The following is a 22,311-nucleotide window of genomic DNA, read 5'->3' on the forward strand; positions in this document are numbered from 1 at the left end:
TAAGATAAAAGAGCGATATGTCAACATTAGCAGTTCACGATCACGGAGTAGCACATCACGACGAACACGGTCACGAACATCACCATAACGAAACTTTCGTGTCTAAATACATATTTAGCATGGATCATAAAATGATCGCCAAGCAATTCCTGATCACAGGTATTACTATGGCGGTTATCGCAATGATATTATCAATACTTTTCAGGATCCAGCTTGCTTATCCTGATAAAACATTCCCTTTGTTGACTACATTACTTGGTCACTTTGCGCCAAACGGACGTATCAGCACGGAGTTTTACCTTTCATTGGTTACCATTCATGGTACCATCATGGTATTCTTTGTATTAACCGCCGGTTTGAGCGGTACTTTTGCCAACTTATTAATCCCATTGCAAATAGGTGCACGTGATATGGCTTCGCCGTTCATGAACATGCTATCGTACTGGTTCTTCTTTTTGGCCAGTGTGGTTATGTTATCTTCATTCTTTGTTCAAAAAGGCCCTGCAAGTGGTGGCTGGACAATTTATCCGCCGCTATCAGCATTGCCAAAAGCTATGCCGGGATCTGGTGAGGGGATGACCTTGTGGCTTATCAGTATGGTAATGTTTGTTGCTTCATCATTAATGGGTGGTATCAACTACGTGAGTACTGTATTAAACATGCGTACAAAAGGGATGGACCTTTGGAAAATGCCTTTAACTATCTGGGCTTTATTCCTTACCGCTATATTAGGTATCCTTGCTTTCCCTGTATTAGTTGCAGGTGTTGTGTTGTTGATATTTGACCGTAGCTTTGGTACCAGCTTCTACCTGTCTGATATCGTTTTAAATGGTGTTCAGCAGCCTTACGAAGGTGGTAGCCCTATCCTGTTCCAGCATTTATTCTGGTTCCTTGGTCACCCTGAGGTATATATCGTAATTATGCCTGCAATGGGTATCTCATCTGAAGTTATGTCTGTAAACTCACGTAAACCAATTTTTGGTTACCACGCGATGGTTTACTCACTGATAGGTATTACAGTATTATCGTTCATTGTATGGGGTCACCATATGTTTGTAACGGGTATGAATCCGTTCCTGGGTGGCGTGTTCATGATCACTACATTGATCATCGCGGTTCCATCAGCGGTAAAAACGTTTAACTGGCTGGCAACTTTATGGCGCGGTAACATCAGGTTTACACCTGCGATGTTGTTCGCTATAGGTATGGTGTCATTCTTTATATCTGGTGGTTTAACCGGGATCTTCCTTGGTAATGCCGCGCTTGACATTAACCTGCACGATACTTATTTTGTTGTTGCCCACTTCCACTTAGTAATGGGTTCAGCAGCTATATTTGGTATGCTTGCCGGTGTTTACCATTGGTTCCCTAAAATGTTTGGTAAACTGATGGACGAAAAGTTAGGTTACCTGCACTTCTGGTTAACTTTCATCGGTGCTTACCTTGTATTCTTCCCGATGCACTTTATGGGTCTGGATGGCGTACCTCGTCGTTACTATGCATTTACCGAGTTTGCTTCTATGCAAAAATGGTTAACCATTAATACATTTATCACCTGGGCAGCTATTATGGCAGCTTTAGCACAAGTGGCTTTCATATATAACTTTATCGTATCGATATTTGCCGGTAAGAAAAGTACACAGAATCCATGGGAATCAAACACCCTGGAGTGGACTGCACCAGTTGAGCATATTCACGGCAACTGGCCAGGTGAAATTCCAACTGTTTACCGTTGGCCATATGACTATAGCAAGCCAGGCGCTGAAGAGGATTTTATCCCTCAAACTGTTCCTTTTTCTCAAACCATGAGCTCAAATCTTCCTCATGATTTTGAAGATAACCCAGCTGGGTTAGAGGAGCTGAACAAATATACAAGTACGTTGAAGGCCGAAGAAAAAGTTAAATAATCTTAATACTGATCTGATCTTTTAGGGTACCTCTTTAATTTGAAGATTTGAAAATAAGGCAGTTTGAAAATTAATATTTTCAGATCCTCAAATTCTCAAATGTTCAAATTTGAAAAGGGTACCCTAAATTGTTAGAAATATTTAAATGAGCACAACCGCATCTAATAAACGATTTCAAAAAATCAACCTCATAACAATCGTTCTTCTTTTTGTTTTGATACTTGCCGGTGGTGTTGTGCGCAGTTCAGGTTCTGGAATGGGATGCCCGGACTGGCCTAAATGCTTCGGCAGATATATCCCACCAGTAAGCAGCAATGATCTGCCTAAAGATTATAAGCAAAAATATGTCGATCAGCGTTTGGCCAAAAACCAACGCTTCGCCAAAACACTTGATGTATTTGGTTATAGCGAGCTGGCCAGGCGTATTCGTGAAGATAGGTCAATCCTGATCCCGGAAGAATTTAACGCAGGCAGAACCTGGACAGAATATGTCAATCGCTTAATAGGAGCTATATCGGGCATTTTTCTGCTGCTTTCTGCTATATATGGTTTCAGCTATTGGGGTAAAGATAAAAAGATCACCATACTAAGTATACTAAACCTTATACTGGTGGGTTTCCAGGGATGGTTAGGTTCTATAGTAGTGTCAACCAATTTGGTGGCATGGATAGTTACCGTGCACATGTTGCTTGCGCTGGCCATATTAGCGTTGTGTATCTATACCTATCATTTGGCAAAGGTTTACGGTAACAGCAAATTGAATACCAGCCCGCTTATCTATGTTATTACAGTGGTGACCTTATTATTAAGCATTCTGCAAATTACTTTTGGTACCGAGGTAAGAGAAAAAATTGACGCAGTGGCAACTCACTTTCAGGGTGGTTATCGCAACAAGTGGGTTGTTAACGCAGGCGAGATCTTTGCACATCACCGGGACATGGCCATTTTGGTGTTTATTGTAAATATTGTGTTATATGCGTTAATACGCAAGCGTTTTAACCGGCATTCTATCCACCAGCAGTTAATGAGCTTCAACTTTTTGATGATCATGCTGCAAATAGTTACAGGTATATTATTATCATATTCGGCACTGCCGCCGGTTGCACAGGCAGCGCATATTTTATTGGCAAGTTTAATATTTGGAGCACAGTTTTATTTGCTGTTGAATTTGCATCAGTCGGTTAATGTTAGGGGAGTAAGCAAATGAAGTGGAGTGATTTTTCAAAACTGATCAAATTAAGGCTCACCTTTTTGGTGGTGTTTTCGGCCTCTATATCATTTTTGATAGGTAGCAGGGCAAATGGTCATATCGACTGGATAAACTGGGTGAAACTGATTGTAGGGGGATTCCTGGTAACGTCAGCGGCCAATGGCTTTAACGAGATTATTGAAAAGGACCTGGATAAGTTAATGAAACGCACCATGGACCGCCCAATTCCGTCAGGAAAAATGACAACGGGGCAAGCCCTGGTTATGAGTTTGGGTATGGGCATGGCTGGTACTTACCTGTTAGGCAGCCTTAACCTGTTAACGGGACTGTTATCGGTATTTTCGATATTGCTATATGCCTTTGCATATACGCCGCTTAAACGTAAATCGCCTATAGCGGTATTTGTAGGAGCTATACCAGGTGCGTTGCCACCGCTTATTGGTTACGTTGCTGCACAGCAGCATGGCCGCATTGATGAAATAGCGCTCATATTGTTCGCAATTCAGTTTATATGGCAGTTTCCACATTTTTGGGCAATTGCATGGGTCTTGGATGATGATTACAAGCTTGCTGGTTTCAGACTGTTACCTACCGGTAACCGTGATTTAGGAAGTGCGATAATTACGTTTATATTTACATTGATATTGTTGCCAGTTAGCTTATTACCCTATTTTTATCATCATGGTGGTTATTGGGTGGCAGGTGTATCGTTGATATGCAGCTTAGTATTTTTGTACCAGGCGTATGGCTTGTTACGCACGCAGCAGATAGAATCGGCCCGTAAATTGATGTTCGGTTCTTTTATGTATCTGCCCATAGTGCAGTTAATGTTTTTGTTTGATTTTATAGGAAAGTGAAAGTAATGATGGCTTCGATTCAAAAAAACAACGATAGGCTTGATCTGGCTCCCAAAAAATTCAATATGTGGATCTTTATATTCACATCATTTATGTTTTTTGCGGCTTTAACCAGTGGGTTTATTGTTTATAGCGGGGGTAAAGGGCATGGCCTCAATGTAATTATGCCCAGCGCATTTATGTACAGCACTGCTGCTATTATATTAAGCAGTGGTACATTATTATTGGCCAGCAGGGCAGCTAAAGGCTTAAGGTTTGGCGAACAGAAATTGTATTTGTGGTTAACATTGGTGTTGGGTTTGGCTTTTTTTGGCATACAGATCTACGCCTGGTATGTGTTAACTTACAAAATGAGCATCTATTTTACCGATCCTAATGCATCGCGTTCATTTATCTACGCGTTTACAGGTACACATTTAATACACATTATTGCAGCTATATTGCTGTTACTAAATACCCTTTGGGGCACATACAGAAACATTCCGCAGGTAAGAAACATGTTTAAAATGGAAATGACTTCTATTTTTTGGCATTTTCTCGGAATTATATGGATTTATCTGTATGTTTTTTTACTTTTGAACCAAAATTAACACACCATTATTTTAAGTACAAATGAGTACAACAGTATCACAAATTGATGAAGTAAAAACAACTCCGTGGTCAGGAGGGAGATCTCCCTTCAATGTTGAGTACGGGAAAATTATGATGTGGTTCTTTCTCCTATCGGATGCATTTACCTTTTCATCATTGCTTATTTCTTACGGATCATTACGTTTCAGCGCAAGCGTATGGCCAGCGGCAGATAAAGTTTTCCAGTCGGTACCCGGTTTGTTAGATAGCGGTGCGCCGTTAGTTTTCGTGGGTTTAATGACCTTTATCCTGATCATGAGCTCGGTTACCATGGTATTAGCTGTTGAGGCAGGCCATCGTAATGCTAAAAAAGAAGTTTTATGGTGGATGGTAGCGACCATTATCGGAGGCTTTATGTTCCTGGGTTGCCAGGCATTAGAGTGGAGCCACCTGCACCATGAAGGTTTCTGGTGGGGAAGTACACCTGCTTTAGAGGAGCTGGGTAAATTTTTCAACGCTGGCGGTACTGATGCTGCAAGGCATTTAACGGCCCAGGAGTTTGCTAACTTATTCTTTACTATAACAGGTTTCCACGGTTTTCACGTATTTACAGGGGTTATAATCAACATTATTATCACTGTTAACGTGTTAAGAGGTACCTATGAAAAACGCGGTAGCTATTTAATGGTTGAAAAAGTAGGTCTTTACTGGCACTTTGTAGACCTGGTTTGGGTATTTGTGTTTACATTCTTTTACTTAGTTTAAAAAATTATATATGTCGTCAGAATCACACGAAGTTCATCACGAAGGCGGTGAACACGAAACAATGACCCGGAAGAAGATCTGGAAGGTGTTTTTTATATTATTGGCCATTACCTGTGTTGAATTCGTAATTGCATTGGTGATAGTACCGGGTCATCCGGAGTATCTGAGAGTTGCAAACCCTGTTTATATAGCTTTAACACTGCTTAAAGCATTCTACATTGTTGCTTACTTTATGCACTTAAAGTTTGAGAAGTTGGGTTTGGCATTAGCTATTATCGTTCCAATTATATTTATAATCGGTTTAATCCTGGTACTTACTAACGAGAGCCACCACTGGATTGATCTGAGGGGGTAATGAAAGCTGCCATCTGGAAAAAAATTACAGTCCTGGTGCTCATATTAGCAGTGCCAGGATTTTTGTATTATTTACTAACTGCAAAAGGTAAAAACCGTTACAAGCCACTCAGCTTTTTCGGCCCAAAGGAAGTTGCCAAAACCACGCATAGGTTTCATGGCAAGGATATTCCCGATACCAACTATTTCAAGGTCCCCGACTTTAAGCTCACAGATCAGGATGGCAAATCTTTTACACAAGCCAACCTGAAAGGTAAGATATTTGTAGCCAGTTTTTTTTATACGCATTGCCCAACGGTATGTACTACTATCAATAAAAACTTAAGCTACCTGGTAGGTACCTACTGGAAAAACAAGATGGTGTATTTTACATCCATCACTGTTGATCCTGAGCGCGACACCCAGGACGTTTTGAATAAATATCTGCAAAGCTATAAGCCCGAGTCAAACCGCTGGGTATTTTTAACCGGCGACACCTCATCTATCTATAACCTGGCCCGTAAAGGTTTTTTGGTTGATGCAGTACAGGCGGGTAAGGATGATTTTATTTACAGCGATAAGCTGATACTTATTGATCAGGATAAACACATTAGGGGTTATTACTCGGGTGCCAACACAACCGATGTAAATCGCCTTAACGATGAGATAAAAGTGCTGATAGCCGAAGAGCTGCGTAAAGTTGATAAAGCACTATACTAAGTGATATGACAGATAAATTTATTTTTCGTTTTGTGGCGTCGGTTACCATATTTGTGATACTGGTAGTTGTTGTTTTAAATCGCCACCTTATCCCCGGCCCGGCAGTAGCACCCGCGTTTACGCCATACCTGCCAATGCTGAATGCAGTATTGAACGGTACTTGTTCTGTGCTTTTAATTACATCCCTTTACTTTATTAAACAAGGGAACATACAAGTTCATAAAAGGCTTAATATTATTACCTTTTGTTTGTCATCTACCTTCCTGGTATCCTACATTCTGTTCCATTACCTGATGCGTAATGATACCTTTTATGGCGATGCTAATTTCGATGGCGTGCTTTCCATTGAGGAACGCGAATCTATAGGTGTACTGCGTACCCTGTACCTGGGTATTTTAATACCGCACATTGTATTAGCAGCGGGAGTGTTACCGCTGATATTACTAAGCTTTTACCGTGGCCTGCAAATGCAGGTAGAAAAGCATCGCAAACTGGTGCGTTGGGCGTTTCCGATATGGTTATTTGTAACGGTGAGCGGTGTAGTGGTATATTTAATGATTAAGCCTTATTACCATTTTTAAGGGGTGATTTTAAGCTCTCCTTAAAACGCTAAGGGGTAAAGGAAAACGAGCTAAATAACTTCTTAAATCTAAGCATAGAATAAACGCGGAGCAGAACACATACAATTCTATTTTTTTTATTAATAATTAGTTAAATTTGCAGGTATGAAACGAGTATCAAAAATCATTCTTTTCGTAATGGCCCTTGGGTTGCTGGTATGCGTAAGGCAGCCGGTAAAGGCCCAATGCGCTCAATGTGCTGCAACTGTTGAAACGAATACTAAAAGCGGCGGTAACGCAGCTAAAGGCCTAAATAAAGGTATCCTGTTTCTTTTAGGTGCACCTTACTTTGCTGTTGCCGCTGCAGGGTATATTTGGTACAAGAAATATCGTCGTAAAAATGTTAGCTTTAACATGCGCGATGAAAAGCTTAACCTTAACTAAGTAATTACATAATAATCTCCTCATTTTTATCATGCCGGAAACATCAAAGTCATGGGCAATGCTTCATTGTAAATGCCCGAGGTGCCGTCGTGGTGATATGTTTCAGGGAGGCCCCTACAGCTTTTCAAATAAAATAAATCTCAACTGCCCGCATTGTAATATGCATTTTGAGATTGAGCCGGGGTATTTTTACGCGGCCATGTATGTAAGCTATGCACTTAACGTGGGCGAAGCATTGGGTCTGGCCTGGCTTACCTATCTAATTACACATAATTCCGATTCGCCATGGTTGTATCTTAGTGTAATAATTTTAGGCTGCCTTGTACTTGCACCTATAAATTTCAGATATTCGCGAGTGCTTTTGTTATATTGGTTATCGCCCAAAATACATTACCAGGCCTATTTAGATACTGATGATATACCAGCAAAGTCTTGAATTTTTAAATGATCTGGCTCAAAACAACAACCGCGAATGGTTTTTGGCCAATAAAGAACGTTACGATGCTGCCCGTGAAAATGTAATTGATTTTACAGGTCAGCTACTTGTAAAACTGCAAAAGATCGATCCCGCTATTGATGAAAGCATGGATCCTAAAAAACGTGTGATGCGCATTTACCGCGATATCCGTTTCAGCAAAAATAAAACTCCCTATAAAAATAATTTTGGTGTAAGTATACCTTCTGCTGGTTTAAAAAGCGGCAGTGTGGAGTTCTATTTACAGATTTCGCCGGGAAATTCGTTTATTGGGGGAGGATACTGGATGCCCGAGGCTCCTCATCTTAAAGCCATCCGCCAGGAAATTGATTACAACGCATCGGAACTGAAGCAGATCATTGATGATGAAAAGTTTGTTGAGCTTTTTGGCGATTTCAGGAAGCAGGAGCAATTAAAATCTGTACCAAGAGAATATAGCGCCGAGAATGAAAATATCGACTTGCTGAAGTTGAAAAGCTTTGTAGGCTGGCATAAAATTAGCGACGAGGAAATTATGAAAGATGGTGCTGTACAGCTTGTAGCTGATATGTGCAGCAAAATTTACCCGCTGAATGTTTTTTTGAAAAATGCGCTTGCATAGCAATCACTTGAAAAATAACCACATGGAAACTAAATATTTATTATTAGCCGCGGCTTTTTGCATTGCCATTAGTTCATGCAAAATACTATCTCCTAAGGAGTACAGATCATTAGTAGCGCAGCGCGATTCATTAAATACCCGTACGGGAACTTTAGAATCACAGCTGGCACAATTGCAGAGCGATACCATCCGCCTGCACCGCCAGATTGCCGACTTGCTGAACAATAACAGCGCCCTTACCAATAACCTGGATGTTACATCAACCAAGGCAAACCAGTTGGCCGCCGACCTGCAAAAGCGTGAAGCCCGTTTAAAAGAGGTTGAAGCTATTTTGAAAAAACGAGATGAAGCTACCAATGCATTGAAAAATAAATTACAGCAGGCATTGCTGGGTTTCCAGGCAAGCGGGTTAACAGTTGATATCCGTAACGGAAAAGTATATGTTTCGCTTACCGATAAGCTGCTGTTTCCATCGGGCAGTATCGTAATTGATGATAAAGGTAAACAAGCCCTGAAACAACTGGCAGAGGTATTAAATAAAGAACCGGATATCAACATGGCAGTGGAAGGCCATACCGATGATAAGAAGGTAAAAAACCTGGGCCAGATAAAAGACAACTGGGACCTGAGTGTACTGCGGGCAACATCAGTAACCCGTTACCTCACCGAAGTTGAAATGGTTGATCCGCACAGATTAACGGCTACTGGCAAAGGCGAGTTTCAGCCCATAGACAGCGCCGGCACAGATGACGCCAGAACCAGAAACAGAAGGATAGAGATTGTGCTTAGTCCTAAGCTCGATGAGTTGTATAACCTCATATCTAATTAATAAAAAAAGCTCCCGGCGTGTGTTCGGGAGCTTTTTTATTATTACTGATTATTTCGTTTTAACATTAATAATTTTGACGAGAGATTTGCGAAACATAAATGGTTGTGTTTGTAATGATGCTAAATATTCATTTACACGAGTAGTAAAATTGTATATCTCTTTATCGGTCCAGTGTTCTTGTAAATAAGCTATCCGTTTGCCAAAAGTATCAATAGCTTTAGTCGTCCAGACTATTTCAAGCCCCATTTTCCGAATAGTTTTACAACATCGTTATGAGAAATGGTTTCACCTCGATCAGCCTGAGCCAAACCCTCTAAAACATCCCTTTGCTGATCTTCGTTTAACTCATCAAACCAATCTGCTTTTCTACTGGATAGAAAAGCTTTCACATCCAAAATCAAACCTTCATCATTGGTGTTCATGATGGTTTGTAAAATATCCAACTTTGCTGCATGCATGTTCATGGCTTAATTAATACTAAAATAAGCATTTATTTTAGAAGTTTTATCCGGTACGATAAAAATGATATCTACTCCACTTCTTCCATCACCGTATTAAATATCACAAACTTTTCATCAAACTTTTGCTGATGTGCTGCCTGGATTTTGTGCAGGTGATTCATATAGTATTGCTGAAATTGTTCGATGCTATCCGCATGGTATTGGATGCAATAGGTAACGCCTTCGTTTGGCGAATCAATAACAGTTAAAATCCGGTGTGAGCTAAAAAGCCCGGTAGCCATTACTGCTGGTATGTGAATGGTTTTCATATAATGAAGCCATTCTTCCTGGATAGCTTCATCCAGTATTATAGTATCGTTGTATACAATCATGATATTGCAAAAATAGGTATTTAAAGTTGATTAGGTGAGTGGTTGATAATGTGATTGGTTGAAGGGTTAACTTAACGAATATACGATTGACTTACGGCGCTTAAAAGCCACTCACTACTCACCCAATCAACCACTCACCACCGCTATGAATCCGCTTTATCGCCCCTTAATAGCCTGAAACGCTTGCGGGCTTCATTGATCCATAGGCTGCCGGGATAATCAGTGATAATTTTTTGGTACCAGGCTTTGGCATTGTTTTTATCATCAAGGTGATTTTCATAAATATCGCCCAACATAAAAACGGCATCATCGGCCCATAGTTCTGTTGGATGATCGGCGAAGATCTTTTTAAGCAGCGGAACAGCATCAGCATAGTTTTTTTGCTGGATCAGGATGCGCGATTTTGCCATCAGAATATCATCGCTAAGGCTATTCCCCGGAAATTTTTTGTCGATGCTATCAAGTGCCAGCAGGGCTTTGGCAGGCTGCTCGGCGAAAATCTGCAAATCGGCGCGGGCGTAGATTTTAAGGGCTGCTCCGGAACTGTCTGCAGCGGTATTGTCATTAATGAGTAGCAGTAAATTAAGGGCGTCGTTGGCTATCAGTTGTGATGTAGCAGCTTTTAATACATCCAACTGACCCTTTGCCCAGGTAAAATCGCCCGAATAATAGGCCAGCTTAGCATTCCGGAATTTGGCATCCTGTGCAATGGCCGTATTCGGAAAATCCTTTTCAACCTGGCTGTACAAAAGGGTTGCTTCCCATGGCAGGTTGTTTAAGAGGTAAACATCGCCAAGATCAAGTTTACAGGAAGCCAGCAAATCGGTGCGGATATTGGGGGTCGTTATCGCGCTTTCCAGTAATTTTTGAGCTTCGGTAATTTTATGCAGTTTAAAAGCCTGCAGGGCGGCCAGTTTCTGCATCGCAAAAACAGTATTGTTGTTTCGGCCAAACTCGGTAAGCAACGCTATATAGTCCTGCTCCAGTCCCAATAAATCTGTAGGGAGGTATTTGCCTGCAGTGATCTTTTGGTTTTTGGTATTGATAAGCTCAATTTTAGCAGGAATATATAATGGGTTACTTGCTCCTTTGGCAATAATATATTCATACCCGCGAATAGCGGCGTCATAGGCTTCGTTGGCGTTAAGGGTGCGGCACAGTTCATAAATACTGTTTCCATCATCATTTTGCCGCCTGCTGAGCGCCAGGGCCTGGTTAAGTGCCAGCTCATACTCCTTTTGCTGCATGTATTGCCAGGAAAGTAGCTCGGCGTACATCGTTTGCTGTGGATCTTTTTGTATGCGTCTTAGCAGTGCGGTTTTAAGTAAATCATAATCGGTATCCCCTTCAAATATGGTGGCAAAGGTGGTTTCGGCCTGGGTAATAAAGTTGGGGTTAGCTGGCAAAAAATTAAGATACTCTTCGGTAAGGGATATTTTATCCCGTTTAAAACGGTAAAGATTTATCAGTTCATAAGTAAATGCTTCATCGCTTTTGAGCAGCTTGCGGCCCTGTAAAAATATTTTTATGGCGTAATCAATATTGGCGTTCTGATAAAACTGGTTAGCCAGGCTGGCAATTTCCATCTGATCGGCCGGCAGGTTTTTCAGCATATCATCGTAAATGGTATTGGCTTTATCCAAATTGCCTTGCTGGGTATAAATGGTGCCCAGTGTTATTTGGTATTCATTAACATTGGGATGCTTGCGTACAAGTTTGCGGGCAACGCTTTCGGCCTCGTCAAATTTTTTGAGACTAAGCAGGGTGTTTATGTAATAGGAGTAATAGGTTTCATTATTTTGCTTGTATAGCTTCTGGTAAATTTCAAGCGCTTTTTGAGGTTCGCCATTAGCATTATATTGCGCAGCAAGCTGCAGTTCGTTGTTCTGCGCAAACAGCCTGACCGAGCCAAACAAAACAAAAATAACAATTGCAAATAAACACCTCATCTATTCAAAAATAGGGAATTAATGTATATAACATAGCCGTTTTTGCTTAATATTCATATAATGATTCACCGGGTAAAATTGTAGTGACATCTTGATATCGTCAACTTATTTTATCTAATTTGACCTGATTAATAAAATAGGTTAAAACAAATATGTTGGGCCGGTTAAAGATTTTTCTGTTTATTGGTGTAATTACCGTTATATGTTCCTGCAAAGATCATGTAAAGCAGATCCCTATTGTTGATTTTTTTAAAACGCCCGAGAAAAGCTTCTTCAGAATATCGCCTGATGGTAAGTACGTGTCTTATTTAAAACCTTACAAGGATAAGCAGAACCTGTTTATCCAATCGCTGGCAGATGGTACTGAACATATGGAAACCTCATTTGAGGATTACCCGGTACGTAATGATTATTTTTGGACCTATAATAACCAACTTGTATTTAACCAGGATATTGTAGCAAATGATGGTTTTATCATGTACGCGCTTGATGTATCAACACATAAAGTGCGCACCATACTATCGCTGGAAAAAGTGAGGGTAAACCTGGTTAACCGTAACAGGCAGCAACCAGACCTGATTACCATAAAGATGAATAAGCGCGACCCGGCTAATTTTGACGTGTACCGGCTTAATATTAAAACCGGAGTGCTTACCCCTTACCTGGTTAACCCGGGTAATATAACAGAGTGGTTTCCGGATGCTGATGGAAAAATTCGCCTGGTTAAAGCATCAGATGGGGTTGACGAGGCTATTTTATACCGCCCTGATGATGCTACTCCCTTTAAGCCTATCATTCAAAATAATTTTAAAAATTCGGTAAGGCCTATCGCTTTTACGGGGGTGAAAAACAATTTCTACGCACTATCAAACGTCAATCGTGATAAGGTGGCCCTTGTTGAAATTAACGCGGAAGATGGGAAGGAGCAAAAAACTATTTTTAGTTGCAACAAAGCCGATGTAACGTATGTGGAGTATTCTAAAAACAAACATCGTGTTGAGTTTATCAGCTGGGAAGAAGCCAAGCCCCGTAAGCATTTTTTGGTGCCCGATATTGAGCATACTTATTACAATTTGCAACAACAGCTAAAAGGCTACGAAATTAAGGTAGTTGACCGCGATAGTTCAGAGAACAGGTTTATACTGAATACTTATACCGACCGTAACCCAGGCTCCTATTACCTGTATGAAAAAACTACCGGTAAATTAACAAAGCTGGGTGATATCAACTCGTCGCTGGTACCTGATGAGCTTTGTGCCATGCAGCCTATATCATACAAGGCAAGAGATGGGCTCACCATTAATGGATATTTAACCATGCCGTTAGGTAATAAAAAAACTAACTTACCTGTAGTAGTGATGCCACATGATGGCCCCTGGGCACGTGATTCATGGGGGTATGACGAGCAGGTGCAGTTTTTGGCTAACCGCGGCTATGCCGTTTTCCAGGTTAATTACCGCGGATCAACCGGGTATGGTAAGGCTTTCAGGAGTGCCGGCTATAAGCAGGTAGGAGGTAAGATACAGGATGATATCACCGATGGTGTGCACTGGCTTATAAATAAAAAGATAGCGAACCCTAAAAAGATTGCCATTTTTGGCGGTCGCTTTGGTGGCTTCTCTGCTTTGTACGGCGTATCCTTCCATCCGGAATTATATAGCTGCGCGGTTGTACAGTATGGGCTGATCAACTTTTTTACCTACATTAAAGATGCCCCGCCGTTTTTTAAACCCTATTTAAAGATGACTTATGAAATGGTTGGCAACCCGGAAACGGATGCCGATCAGTTTAGAGCGATTTCTCCGGTTTTTCATACGGATAAGATAAAAGTGCCGTTAATTATTTTCCAGGGGGCTAAAGATCAGCGGGCCAACATCAGCGAACTGAACCAATTTGTACGCGAATTGCGTAAGCATGATGTAGATGTGAAGTATTTTTTAAAGCCTAATGAACGCGCTTTCTTTAGGAGCGAACGTAACCGCCTTGAAATGTACACCGAAATAGAAAAATTCCTGGATTATAATATGAGGGTTAAACCATAGTGGTTATGCCGGCACAAAAACATGTTTACCGCAAAAACTTTTCGCTGATCATCATTTTTCTGGTGCTCATATCCATAACTTTTGTTGTCGCGCTTTTTATATCCTATAACCTTACATCAAAATATGTTGAAAATGAGTTTGCTTCGAAAAAGATTGAGGTATTGGAGCAAACCATTAAACCTTACAATGACTTTTTTCAGAATAAAATACCCGAAATTACATCATACCAGGGTTTCCTTGATTCGGCATCGGCGGCTAAGTATGCCGCATCTGTTTTTCATGATTATGGTTTTGTAAAAAGAGTGGTATTTTATGATGCACTCATCGGCGGGCATTCAGCGCCAATATCAATCCAAAGAAATAGCCTGAAGATCTCGCTAAAGGGTACTTATCTGTATGGTCATAAAAAGGGTAAAATATGGGGAGCAAAGCAGCTACGCCCGGCCGATGAATCTGATTTTAGGGAGATGGCAGCCAAGTTGAGCAATTATATTGCTTTTTCTGATACCACCCGTGTATCAACCCAGGATGAGTTGTACAAAACATTTTGGGATGTTAAACCTAATAAAATAACGTATACCAATATTTTACGCCGGCAGGATGTTAAGGTTTACCGCGAATTGCAGCAACGCGATATGCTATCAGAATCATATAAGCAAAACATGATGACCTTTTATCTTGATCCTTTTTTGCTCAAGGTAAAAAATACCCACCATGAGCTTTATCAAAGCGTATCTATACAACCTGTGGTATATGACCCTATTGATAGCGATGGGAATAAGTTGATAACCGAGGTATCGTTCCCCGGCGCTTTTTCTGATTATAAATTGTTTTTTAGTTCGGAACAGGGATACCTCAGCAGCGAGACAAACCGCAGGTTTATGCCCATTGGCGCTGCTGTGTTATTAATAACGCTTTTTTTGGTGTTAATAGGCTGGCTCATTTATCGCAACCTTAATGTGAACCTTAAACTGTTTAAACTGCAGTATGATTTTATTAACAATTTTACGCATGAGTTTAAAACCCCTGTTAGCGTTATAAAAATCGCGGGCTCAAACCTGAGGGGCGATGGCGAGCTCACCGAGCGGCAGCGAAAGCACTATGGTAAAATTTTGGATGAAGAAGCAGATAAACTAAACGATTTGATGAATAAGTTGTTATCATTCACCCAACTCGAAAATAAGTCTATCAATATTAAAAAAGAAAAAATTGTTATTGATGATTTTGTGAGCCGTTATATTGCTACTTTTAAAATTAAATACCCCGATTTTAAACTAAAATATAAAATTGATGGGGTACATGATTTTTATACCGATCCGGTACTTTTGGGTAGTGTATTTCAAAATTTGATAGAGAACGCTTATAAATATTCGCACCCGAAGCAAAAGGAACTTAATATAAACATAACGCAGAAAAAGGGAAAGATAGTGTTTGCCTTTATTGACAGGGGCATAGGTATTCCTAAAAATGAACAGAGTAACGTATTTAAAAAGTTTTACAGAATTGAGAACCAATATAACCAAAACGGGAGCGTAGGTTTGGGTTTGGCATTTTGTAAAGAGCTGGTTAATTTTATGAACGGAGAGATTGTGGTTAACAGTAAAATTAATGAGGGTTCGGAATTTATAGTCACGCTTCCAAACGAAAATTAAATTATGAACAAAGAAATTAAGATTGCGCTGGTTGAAGATGATGAAAACCTGCGTTTCCTGGTTGCAGAGCGCTTGCAAACCGAGGGGTATAAGGTTTTGGAAGCCGATAACGGCGACGACGCGGAAGTTATGATACTGGCCGAGCAGCCCGATATTGTACTGCTTGATTGGATGCTGCCCGGCAAACCGGGCTCTGAGGTTTGTGGTAACATCAGGGAAAAGGGGTATGATAGGCTGGTGATATTAATGACCGCCAAGGCACAGGATGTTGACAAAATTGAAGCCTACAACTTTGGGGTATCTGATTATATTACCAAGCCTTTTAACATGGATGTGCTGGTAGCGTTGATTGATAACAAGATCAAGTTTAGCCTGAATAGTGAAAAGGCAGAGTCATACAAGTTTGCCAACATGGAGCATTTGCCCAATACGCACCTATTGATCAGGGATGGCCGCAAAATTGAGCTCACCATACTGGAAAACCGGATATTACTTTACTTTTTGAAAAACAAAAACAAGGTAATTAACCGCGAAGAACTAATGATGGAAGTTTGGGGCTACAACGCCGATGTAAACACACGCACCCTGGATATGCACATTGTTCGCCTCCGCAAAAAGATAGAAACCAATGCCGATTCGCCGCAGTATTTACAAACTGTGAGAGGGATAGGATATAAGTTTGTGTATACTCAGTAAAAAGGTTTTTCTGGTCATTACAATGACCAGAAAAAACCTTTTTTGTCATCCTGAACGCAGTGAAGGATCTATTATTCGCCATGCTTCTTCGCCCTGTACAGTCTGCTAACAGATCCTTCACTGCGTTCAGGACGACACATGGAGGTGAAATTCTCCAAATTTTGCCCCAATGGCGATTATATTGAGCTTATTGCTTCTTATACATCCTTGCCACTATAAAATCATTAAAAAACAGCTTTTCATCTAAAATCTCGTAGCTATTTAAAGTAAAGCAGCGCTCAATCTCTGGTAGTTTACTGGCCTCTATGCCGCATATGGTTCTAAAAAACAGGAACATGCTTTTAAGCAGAATCTTCTGCCACCATTTACCAGTTAGCTGAAAGTCGCAATTAAGCCATAGCCCATTCGGTTTTAATAATGAATGGATATGATCAAATACGTTTTTTAAAGTTTGTTCTACAAAATTATCGAATAAAAAAGGGGTGATGGCGACATCAAATTGTTGCGCTATGTTTACCTTTTCAATGGCGTCATTTATAAAAGCTACCTTATTGCCACTGGTGTTTCTTTTTCGGGATAATGCCATCATGTCCGCAGCTACTTCTACATACGTAATTTGCAAGCCGGAGGGCTGAAGTTTTGTGAGCTCATCCAGTATCCAGCCGGTGCCGCCGCCAACTATAAGGATGTTGCTGCCAGGCTTTATAAAACTGAGTAAATAAAGTTGTGCGTTTATAATGGCTTTGCCATAAACCAACCGTGAAAGGCCATCATAAAACCATGCGGAATTATTAAAGCTGGCCGCCATATTAATGGCTTTTGAAGATCAGGTTAACTGCTAACAATACCACGTACTGGAGGATCAGCACACCATCCATAAAAAAGAAATAATAGTACTCATCCTTCTTCCGGTCTGATTTAAAGATAAGCCAGCCAGTAAGGAAAACCGTGAGCGTTAATGCAAAAAAGTCGGCATTGAAACCGTTGTCCCTGAAAAGGAAAAGCAGCCCTATATAACCGGCCAGCAAAACCTGGCAAAACAGGTATGCATTTTTTTCGCCCCAGACCACAGGGATGGTTTTGAGGCCCATTTTGCGGTCATCAAACAAATCGCGAATATCAAAGGGTATAGTAAGCGCCCCGATGAATAAAAATCGTTTAGCGATCAGTATAGTGGTATCGCGCATGGATATATCAGTTGCATGAAGGTGCATATCTTCAAGCACGGGGAAAAGCACGCAGCTCATGGTCCATACCAGGGTGATGAGGAATGGTTTTAAACCGGGTATATTACGTAAACCAAACTTTTGTTCGCCAACGGCAAATAGTGGCAAACTGTAACCAAATGATAAAATACCCAAAAAGATGAGCAGTATTTTTGATTCTGTAGTGATGAGAAAAAACAGGGGAATAAGAGAAAGCAGCGAAACGATGGTAAATGTTACCATGAGGCGGTAGTGCGAAAAAAACCAGCGCACACGTTTGTAGGGCGATGTTTCGGGCTTTTTAGGCTTGGTAATAATGATGCAGAAATTGTATATGCCTAATGTAGAGGTAAAAAGCAATCCTAAAACGGATAAAATTGGCGCGGTTCCTATGAGGTGAAAAGTAACCAGGGCCTGCGCTACGGCGCAAAGCGACATGAAGATATTACTGAACAGCAGAAAATCAAAAACGGATTGAAATATTTTTTTCATTGATTATGATCTGCCCGCGTTGATCTTAAGTTCTACTTCCAGAAGGATCGTCCCCGGCTTTTAATGTAAATATCGTAATCTCCGGTAATATTCCAACTCTGCCGTATAAACCTACAAAGCCATAGCCCACATTTACGTATAATTGTTGTTTACCCTGTTGGTAATGACCGGCCCATTCCGGGTAAACATATTTAATAGGGCTCCATTGATAATCTTTGTAACGCACTCCAAATTGCATACCGTGCGTATGGCCAGAGAACATGGCATCTATCTGTGGATAATCTGCCAATACCTGCGCCCGCCAGTGAGAAGGATCATGTGAGAGGAGTAGCTTTACAGGTAAATCACCGGTGTTTTTTGTAGCCAGATCCATGCGGCCATACTTAGGGAAGCGACTAAACTCACCCCAGTTTTCTATCCCGAGTATTCCTATTTCTTCGCCATCAACTTTAAGCCGGCGGTTCTCGTTCAGCAACAGGTCCCAACCCATGTTTTTGTGGGTGAGTATCAGGTCCTCATGATTTTTCTTTTTATCGGCTGGGTTTGGCCAGTCGCCATAATCACCATAATCATGGTTGCCCAGCGATGAATAAACACCAAGCGGCGCCTTAACTTTAGAAAAAATATCCTGGTAATCCCGCATTTCACTGGCCTGGCCATTAACCAGGTCACCGGTAAAAAATATAAAATCGGGCTTTTCTTTCAATAACATTTCAACACCGCCCAGTACAGCTTTTTTGTTGAAAAAACTACCTGAGTGGATATCTGAGATCTGGCCCAGTTTAATGCCATCAAAAGCTTTGGGCAAGTTTGGTAAATACAGGTTTTGATATCTTATATGATAATCATATAAGCCTTTGGGCATATCAACCTTAATGGCAGCTAAAGGTACGGCACCAGCCAATAAACCGGCTTTCATCAAAAACTCCGACCGGGGAATAGTATTAGGTGGCACCAGGGCGGTGCTTCTTGCAGATAGGTTTTTAAACCTGTTTTTACGCCATACCAGCAATCTTCTCGCGTCATCGATTAGCAGGAAAGGTAAAAACGTTAGCTTGCCTATAAATATGAGGGAAAAAACAAGCAGGCCCGCTGCACGCAGACCAAGCCCTACATGAAGATAAACACCAATTAACAGCCCCGCAATAATGAGGATGCTAATTGCCCAGTAAAAAAAAGTAAAGCCTTTTTTACTGAGCAATTTCCAATTTTTAAAGGCACCGCGTATACCGTGTAATACATACAGGTCAATAAGCAATAGTGCCGCTATAATCAGGATGATGTTAAGCGCCTGTTCTGTCATTTATTGCAAAGGTATCAATTATAACGGTCGTCGTCTAAATCAAGATCATCTTCATCAGGCTGCAGGTTAAACAGGCTGTTAAACATATCTGAGAAAGCGAAGCCGTTATCCAAAAATCCTTTGTTTAGTTGCGAAAACTCTGAAAGGCCATGCAGTACAAACTCCATCAGCAACAATTGCTGGTTTTCTGTTATGCGCGGATGCAGTTTTTTAACAAGGTCTTTTAGGCCGGCAACTTCATTAAGTTCTTTTTTGTAGTCAATTAATGACATATCATCAACCAAAGCCAGGTTGTTGCCTTCGCCAAACCAGTTGATAATGCTGGCATAAGGGTTTACACCTTTTGCTTTCTTAGCCTTTTCCGGATCTGGGAAAAATTCAAGCAGTGTGGTTTTAATGGCTTTGCCTATCAATATATTGGCCACCTTGCCGGGACCTTCCAGCTCACCTTCATAAACCAGCTCAATTTTACCGGTTATGGCAGGGATAACACCTAAAAAGTCGGTTATGCGTACAAATGTATTTGACTCATGGTTCATGATCATGCGGCGCTCTGCATTGCTGATCAGGTTTTCATAGGCCGAAATAGTTAAACGTGCAGATACCCCCGATTTTTTATCAATGTACTCAGAACTGCGTGCCTCAAAAGCTATTTGCTCAATCAGGTTTTTAACCAGGCTATCTGCTTCAACGGTGCTAAGCTGCTCCGGGGTAAGAGAAGCTTCCTGTTGGGTTATTTTTCTTGAAATTTCAACCGTGCGGGGGTAATGCGTCAATATCTGGCTTTCAATACGATCCTTAAGTGGCGTAACGATGGAGCCGCGGTTGGTATAATCCTCGGGGTTGGCAGTAAACACAAACTGGATATCTAATGGCAAACGCAGTTTAAAGCCACGAATCTGGATATCCCGTTCCTGTAAAATGTTAAATAATGAAACCTGGATACGGGCCTGCAAATCGGGTAATTCGTTGATCACGAATATACCACGGTGAGCACGCGGAATTAATCCGAAGTGGATAACCCGTTCGTCAGAGTAGGTTAATTTTAATGTTGCCGCTTTTATAGGGTCAACATCACCAATTAAATCGGCAACGGTAACATCTGGCGTAGCCAATTTTTCTGTATACCGTTCAGACCGGTGGATCCAGCCGATTGGGGTATCGTCGCCCTTTTCGGTTATGGTACTATGGCCAAACCATGATATTGGGTGGTAAGGGTCATCAAATAAATCAGATCCTTCGATGTAAGGCACATATTCATCCAGTAGGTTGATCAATAAACGTGCAATACGGGTTTTAGCCTGGCCGCGTAAACCCAATAATAAAATATTGTGGCGCGATAGTATGGCGGTTTGCAGATCAGGAATAACGGTATCCTCAAAACCGATTATGCCTTCAAAGCCACCTTCGCGTTTTTTAAGTTGCTCAATAAGGTTGGCACGTAATTCATCTTTAACCGAACGGCTTTTGTAAGCAGATTTTTTTAGCTGACCGAGGGTTTTTATATCTAATAATTTACTCATGTTTTATTTTGATTTCACCGATGATAATTACATCCGTGGAAGTGATTTCACCAATTGAAGCGAAACCACCAATTTGTTTTGTCTTAACTCTTGATTCTAATCTCTTGAATCTTACCTAACTGTTTTTCTTCTGTTTTTAATGTAATCCTCAAAAATGTATTCGCCGAGGCCATTTAATGAACTGTAAAAAGCCTTGCCGCCGTTGGTTTCTGTAAACTGGCGTACAAACTGCTGCAGGTAAGGATCTTTTGCTATCATAAAAGTGGTGATAGGTATTTTTAAGCGCTTACACTGTGCAGCCATATTAAGGGTTTTGTTCACCACTTTTCTATCAAGGCCAATGCTGTTTTTATAGTACTTGGTACCCTCTTTTAAACAAGTAGGTTTACCATCTGTGATCATAAAGATTTGCTTGTTGTGCGTTTTTCTACGTCGCAGCAAGTCGGTAGCCAATTCTAAGCCGGCATAAGTATTGGTATGATAAGGGCCAACCTGTAAGTAAGGCAAATCCTGCAGGGTTATAGGCCATGCATCGTTGCCAAATACAACAATATCTAAAGTATCCTTGGGGTATTTGGTGCGGATGAGTTCGGCAAGGGCCATGGCCACTTTTTTTGCCGGGGTTATCCGGTCTTCGCCGTAAAGAATCATGGAGTGCGATATGTCAATCATCAGCACGGTAGAAGTAAGGGTTTTATAGTCCATTTCCTCTACTTCCAAATCACGCTCGGTCATCATAAAATCGCCTATGCCGTGATTTACCTGTGCATTATGAATAGATTGGGTCATGTCTATCTGGTCCAAACTATCTCCAAACTCAAATTCGCGGCGCTCTGCGTTTTTTTCATCGCCCTGGCCGGATTGAGGTGAAATATGATTTCCCTTGCCCGATTTTTTAAGTTTGCCAAAGATCTCTTCCAATGCCGACTGGCGGATACTTTGCTCCGTTTTGGCGGTAATGTTAAAGCCCCCCGTTTGCTGATCATCGCTTAGGTAGCCTTTTTGTTTCAGCTCGTCAATAAAATCGCCCATACCATAATCATCGTTGGTAAGGTTGTATTGTTTATCAAGCTCGTTAAGCCAGGCTAAAGCTTCGCCTGCATCGCCCGAAGTATAGTTGAGCAATTCCAGGAATAATTTCAGTAATTCTTCAAATCCGCCTTTAGGGATCTGGTTGGGTATAAATTTGGAAAATCCAAAACCGCGCATATTTCGTCCTTTCTTAATATAAAGAAACGGATAATTATTCTTAAAAGTTTGGAGTGCCGGGGATTAAAGTAAATTGTTAGGTAAGTATGACAATTTGTTAGATATGCAGATTCAGATGACAGGATTCTTTAAACCCA

23 protein-coding genes are annotated in these 22,311 nt (G+C 41.0%); 15 read left to right on the plus strand and 8 right to left on the minus strand.

The annotated features are described in order from the left end of the window. Window positions 1-17: 17 nt before the first annotated feature. The 12 genes from AC1DYB_RS18715 to AC1DYB_RS18770 all read left to right on the plus strand — a co-directional run bounded on the left by AC1DYB_RS18715 (window position 18) and on the right by AC1DYB_RS18770 (window position 9,271). The gene (locus AC1DYB_RS18715) at window positions 18-1,907 is read left to right on the plus strand and encodes a cytochrome c oxidase subunit I (RefSeq protein ID WP_295717443.1); all 1,890 of its coding nucleotides are present in this window, start codon (window positions 18-20) and stop codon (window positions 1,905-1,907) included. 145 nt (window positions 1,908-2,052) lie between these two features. Further along, entirely contained in the window at window positions 2,053-3,114 is a 1,062-nt protein-coding gene (locus AC1DYB_RS18720) for a COX15/CtaA family protein (protein WP_477437070.1), read from the plus strand. After that, window positions 3,111-3,974 (plus strand): heme o synthase, encoded by an 864-nt coding sequence (gene cyoE, locus AC1DYB_RS18725; protein WP_295717449.1) that lies wholly within the window; start codon window positions 3,111-3,113, stop codon window positions 3,972-3,974. Before AC1DYB_RS18720 ends, cyoE begins: the two co-directional genes overlap by 4 nt. A gap of 5 nt (window positions 3,975-3,979) precedes the next feature. Further along, complete coding sequence (locus AC1DYB_RS18730) at window positions 3,980-4,564, plus strand: cytochrome c oxidase subunit 3 (protein ID WP_477437071.1); 585 nt, start codon at window positions 3,980-3,982, stop codon at window positions 4,562-4,564. Between the two features lie 22 nt (window positions 4,565-4,586). Further along, the gene (locus tag AC1DYB_RS18735) at window positions 4,587-5,309 is read left to right on the plus strand and encodes a cytochrome c oxidase subunit 3 (RefSeq protein ID WP_295717455.1); all 723 of its coding nucleotides are present in this window, start codon (window positions 4,587-4,589) and stop codon (window positions 5,307-5,309) included. A 10-nt stretch (window positions 5,310-5,319) separates the two neighbouring features. Beyond that, window positions 5,320-5,664 (plus strand): cytochrome C oxidase subunit IV family protein, encoded by a 345-nt coding sequence (locus AC1DYB_RS18740; protein WP_295717457.1) that lies wholly within the window; start codon window positions 5,320-5,322, stop codon window positions 5,662-5,664. Continuing rightward, window positions 5,664-6,362, plus strand: coding sequence for an SCO family protein (locus tag AC1DYB_RS18745; protein ID WP_295717459.1), 699 nt, complete (start codon window positions 5,664-5,666; stop codon window positions 6,360-6,362). The genes AC1DYB_RS18740 and AC1DYB_RS18745 overlap by 1 nt, the downstream gene beginning before the upstream one ends. A gap of 5 nt (window positions 6,363-6,367) precedes the next feature. Further along, entirely contained in the window at window positions 6,368-6,943 is a 576-nt protein-coding gene (locus AC1DYB_RS18750) for a DUF420 domain-containing protein (RefSeq protein WP_477392355.1), read from the plus strand. Between the two features lie 144 nt (window positions 6,944-7,087). Further along, window positions 7,088-7,366, plus strand: a complete 279-nt coding sequence (locus tag AC1DYB_RS18755; protein ID WP_477437072.1) for a hypothetical protein — start codon at window positions 7,088-7,090, stop codon at window positions 7,364-7,366. Window positions 7,367-7,526: 160 nt separating this feature from the next. Beyond that, complete coding sequence (locus tag AC1DYB_RS18760; protein ID WP_477437073.1) at window positions 7,527-7,802, plus strand: hypothetical protein; 276 nt, start codon at window positions 7,527-7,529, stop codon at window positions 7,800-7,802. Then, window positions 7,780-8,442: a DUF2461 domain-containing protein gene (locus tag AC1DYB_RS18765; protein ID WP_477437074.1), complete on the plus strand. Its 663-nt coding sequence runs from the start codon at window positions 7,780-7,782 to the stop codon at window positions 8,440-8,442. The genes AC1DYB_RS18760 and AC1DYB_RS18765 overlap by 23 nt, the downstream gene beginning before the upstream one ends. 22 nt (window positions 8,443-8,464) lie before the next feature. Then, entirely contained in the window at window positions 8,465-9,271 is an 807-nt protein-coding gene (locus tag AC1DYB_RS18770; protein WP_477437075.1) for an OmpA/MotB family protein, read from the plus strand. Between the two features lie 230 nt (window positions 9,272-9,501). Here the strand turns inward: AC1DYB_RS18770 and AC1DYB_RS18775 are convergent, their stop codons facing one another. The 3 genes from AC1DYB_RS18775 to AC1DYB_RS18785 form a co-directional block, all read right to left on the minus strand. Beyond that, window positions 9,502-9,735: a hypothetical protein gene (locus tag AC1DYB_RS18775; RefSeq protein WP_477392344.1), complete on the minus strand. Its 234-nt coding sequence runs from the start codon at window positions 9,733-9,735 to the stop codon at window positions 9,502-9,504. 65 nt (window positions 9,736-9,800) lie between these two features. After that, the gene (locus AC1DYB_RS18780) at window positions 9,801-10,103 is read right to left on the minus strand and encodes a DUF4286 family protein (RefSeq protein ID WP_295717473.1); all 303 of its coding nucleotides are present in this window, start codon (window positions 10,101-10,103) and stop codon (window positions 9,801-9,803) included. 143 nt (window positions 10,104-10,246) lie between these two features. After that, window positions 10,247-12,052, minus strand: a complete 1,806-nt coding sequence (locus AC1DYB_RS18785) for a tetratricopeptide repeat protein (RefSeq protein WP_477437076.1) — start codon at window positions 12,050-12,052, stop codon at window positions 10,247-10,249. Window positions 12,053-12,204: 152 nt separating this feature from the next. Here AC1DYB_RS18785 and AC1DYB_RS18790 point away from each other — a divergent pair, with 152 nt between their 5' ends. The 3 genes from AC1DYB_RS18790 to AC1DYB_RS18800 are packed head-to-tail and all read left to right on the plus strand — an operon-like array spanning window position 12,205 to window position 16,442. Further along, entirely contained in the window at window positions 12,205-14,094 is a 1,890-nt protein-coding gene (locus tag AC1DYB_RS18790; RefSeq protein ID WP_295717477.1) for an alpha/beta hydrolase family protein, read from the plus strand. 5 nt (window positions 14,095-14,099) lie between these two features. Continuing rightward, the gene (locus tag AC1DYB_RS18795; protein ID WP_295717481.1) at window positions 14,100-15,746 is read left to right on the plus strand and encodes a sensor histidine kinase; all 1,647 of its coding nucleotides are present in this window, start codon (window positions 14,100-14,102) and stop codon (window positions 15,744-15,746) included. A gap of 3 nt (window positions 15,747-15,749) precedes the next feature. Continuing rightward, window positions 15,750-16,442, plus strand: a complete 693-nt coding sequence (locus AC1DYB_RS18800; protein WP_477437077.1) for a response regulator transcription factor — start codon at window positions 15,750-15,752, stop codon at window positions 16,440-16,442. A gap of 187 nt (window positions 16,443-16,629) precedes the next feature. On the opposite strand, the gene AC1DYB_RS18805 is transcribed toward AC1DYB_RS18800, so the two are convergent. The 5 genes from AC1DYB_RS18805 to AC1DYB_RS18825 all read right to left on the minus strand — a co-directional run bounded on the left by AC1DYB_RS18805 (window position 16,630) and on the right by AC1DYB_RS18825 (window position 22,174). After that, window positions 16,630-17,250, minus strand: coding sequence for a class I SAM-dependent methyltransferase (locus AC1DYB_RS18805; RefSeq protein ID WP_477437078.1), 621 nt, complete (start codon window positions 17,248-17,250; stop codon window positions 16,630-16,632). A gap of 1 nt (window position 17,251) precedes the next feature. Next, window positions 17,252-18,139: a UbiA family prenyltransferase gene (locus tag AC1DYB_RS18810; RefSeq protein ID WP_295717485.1), complete on the minus strand. Its 888-nt coding sequence runs from the start codon at window positions 18,137-18,139 to the stop codon at window positions 17,252-17,254. A 25-nt stretch (window positions 18,140-18,164) separates the two neighbouring features. Next, entirely contained in the window at window positions 18,165-19,442 is a 1,278-nt protein-coding gene (locus AC1DYB_RS18815) for a metallophosphoesterase (protein ID WP_477437079.1), read from the minus strand. A gap of 14 nt (window positions 19,443-19,456) precedes the next feature. Continuing rightward, entirely contained in the window at window positions 19,457-20,965 is a 1,509-nt protein-coding gene (locus tag AC1DYB_RS18820) for a sigma 54-interacting transcriptional regulator (protein WP_477437080.1), read from the minus strand. A gap of 111 nt (window positions 20,966-21,076) precedes the next feature. Beyond that, window positions 21,077-22,174, minus strand: a complete 1,098-nt coding sequence (locus tag AC1DYB_RS18825; protein ID WP_477437081.1) for a vWA domain-containing protein — start codon at window positions 22,172-22,174, stop codon at window positions 21,077-21,079. Window positions 22,175-22,311: the final 137 nt, after the last annotated feature.

The sequence above is a fragment of the Mucilaginibacter sp. P2_A4 genome (assembly GCF_056405015.1).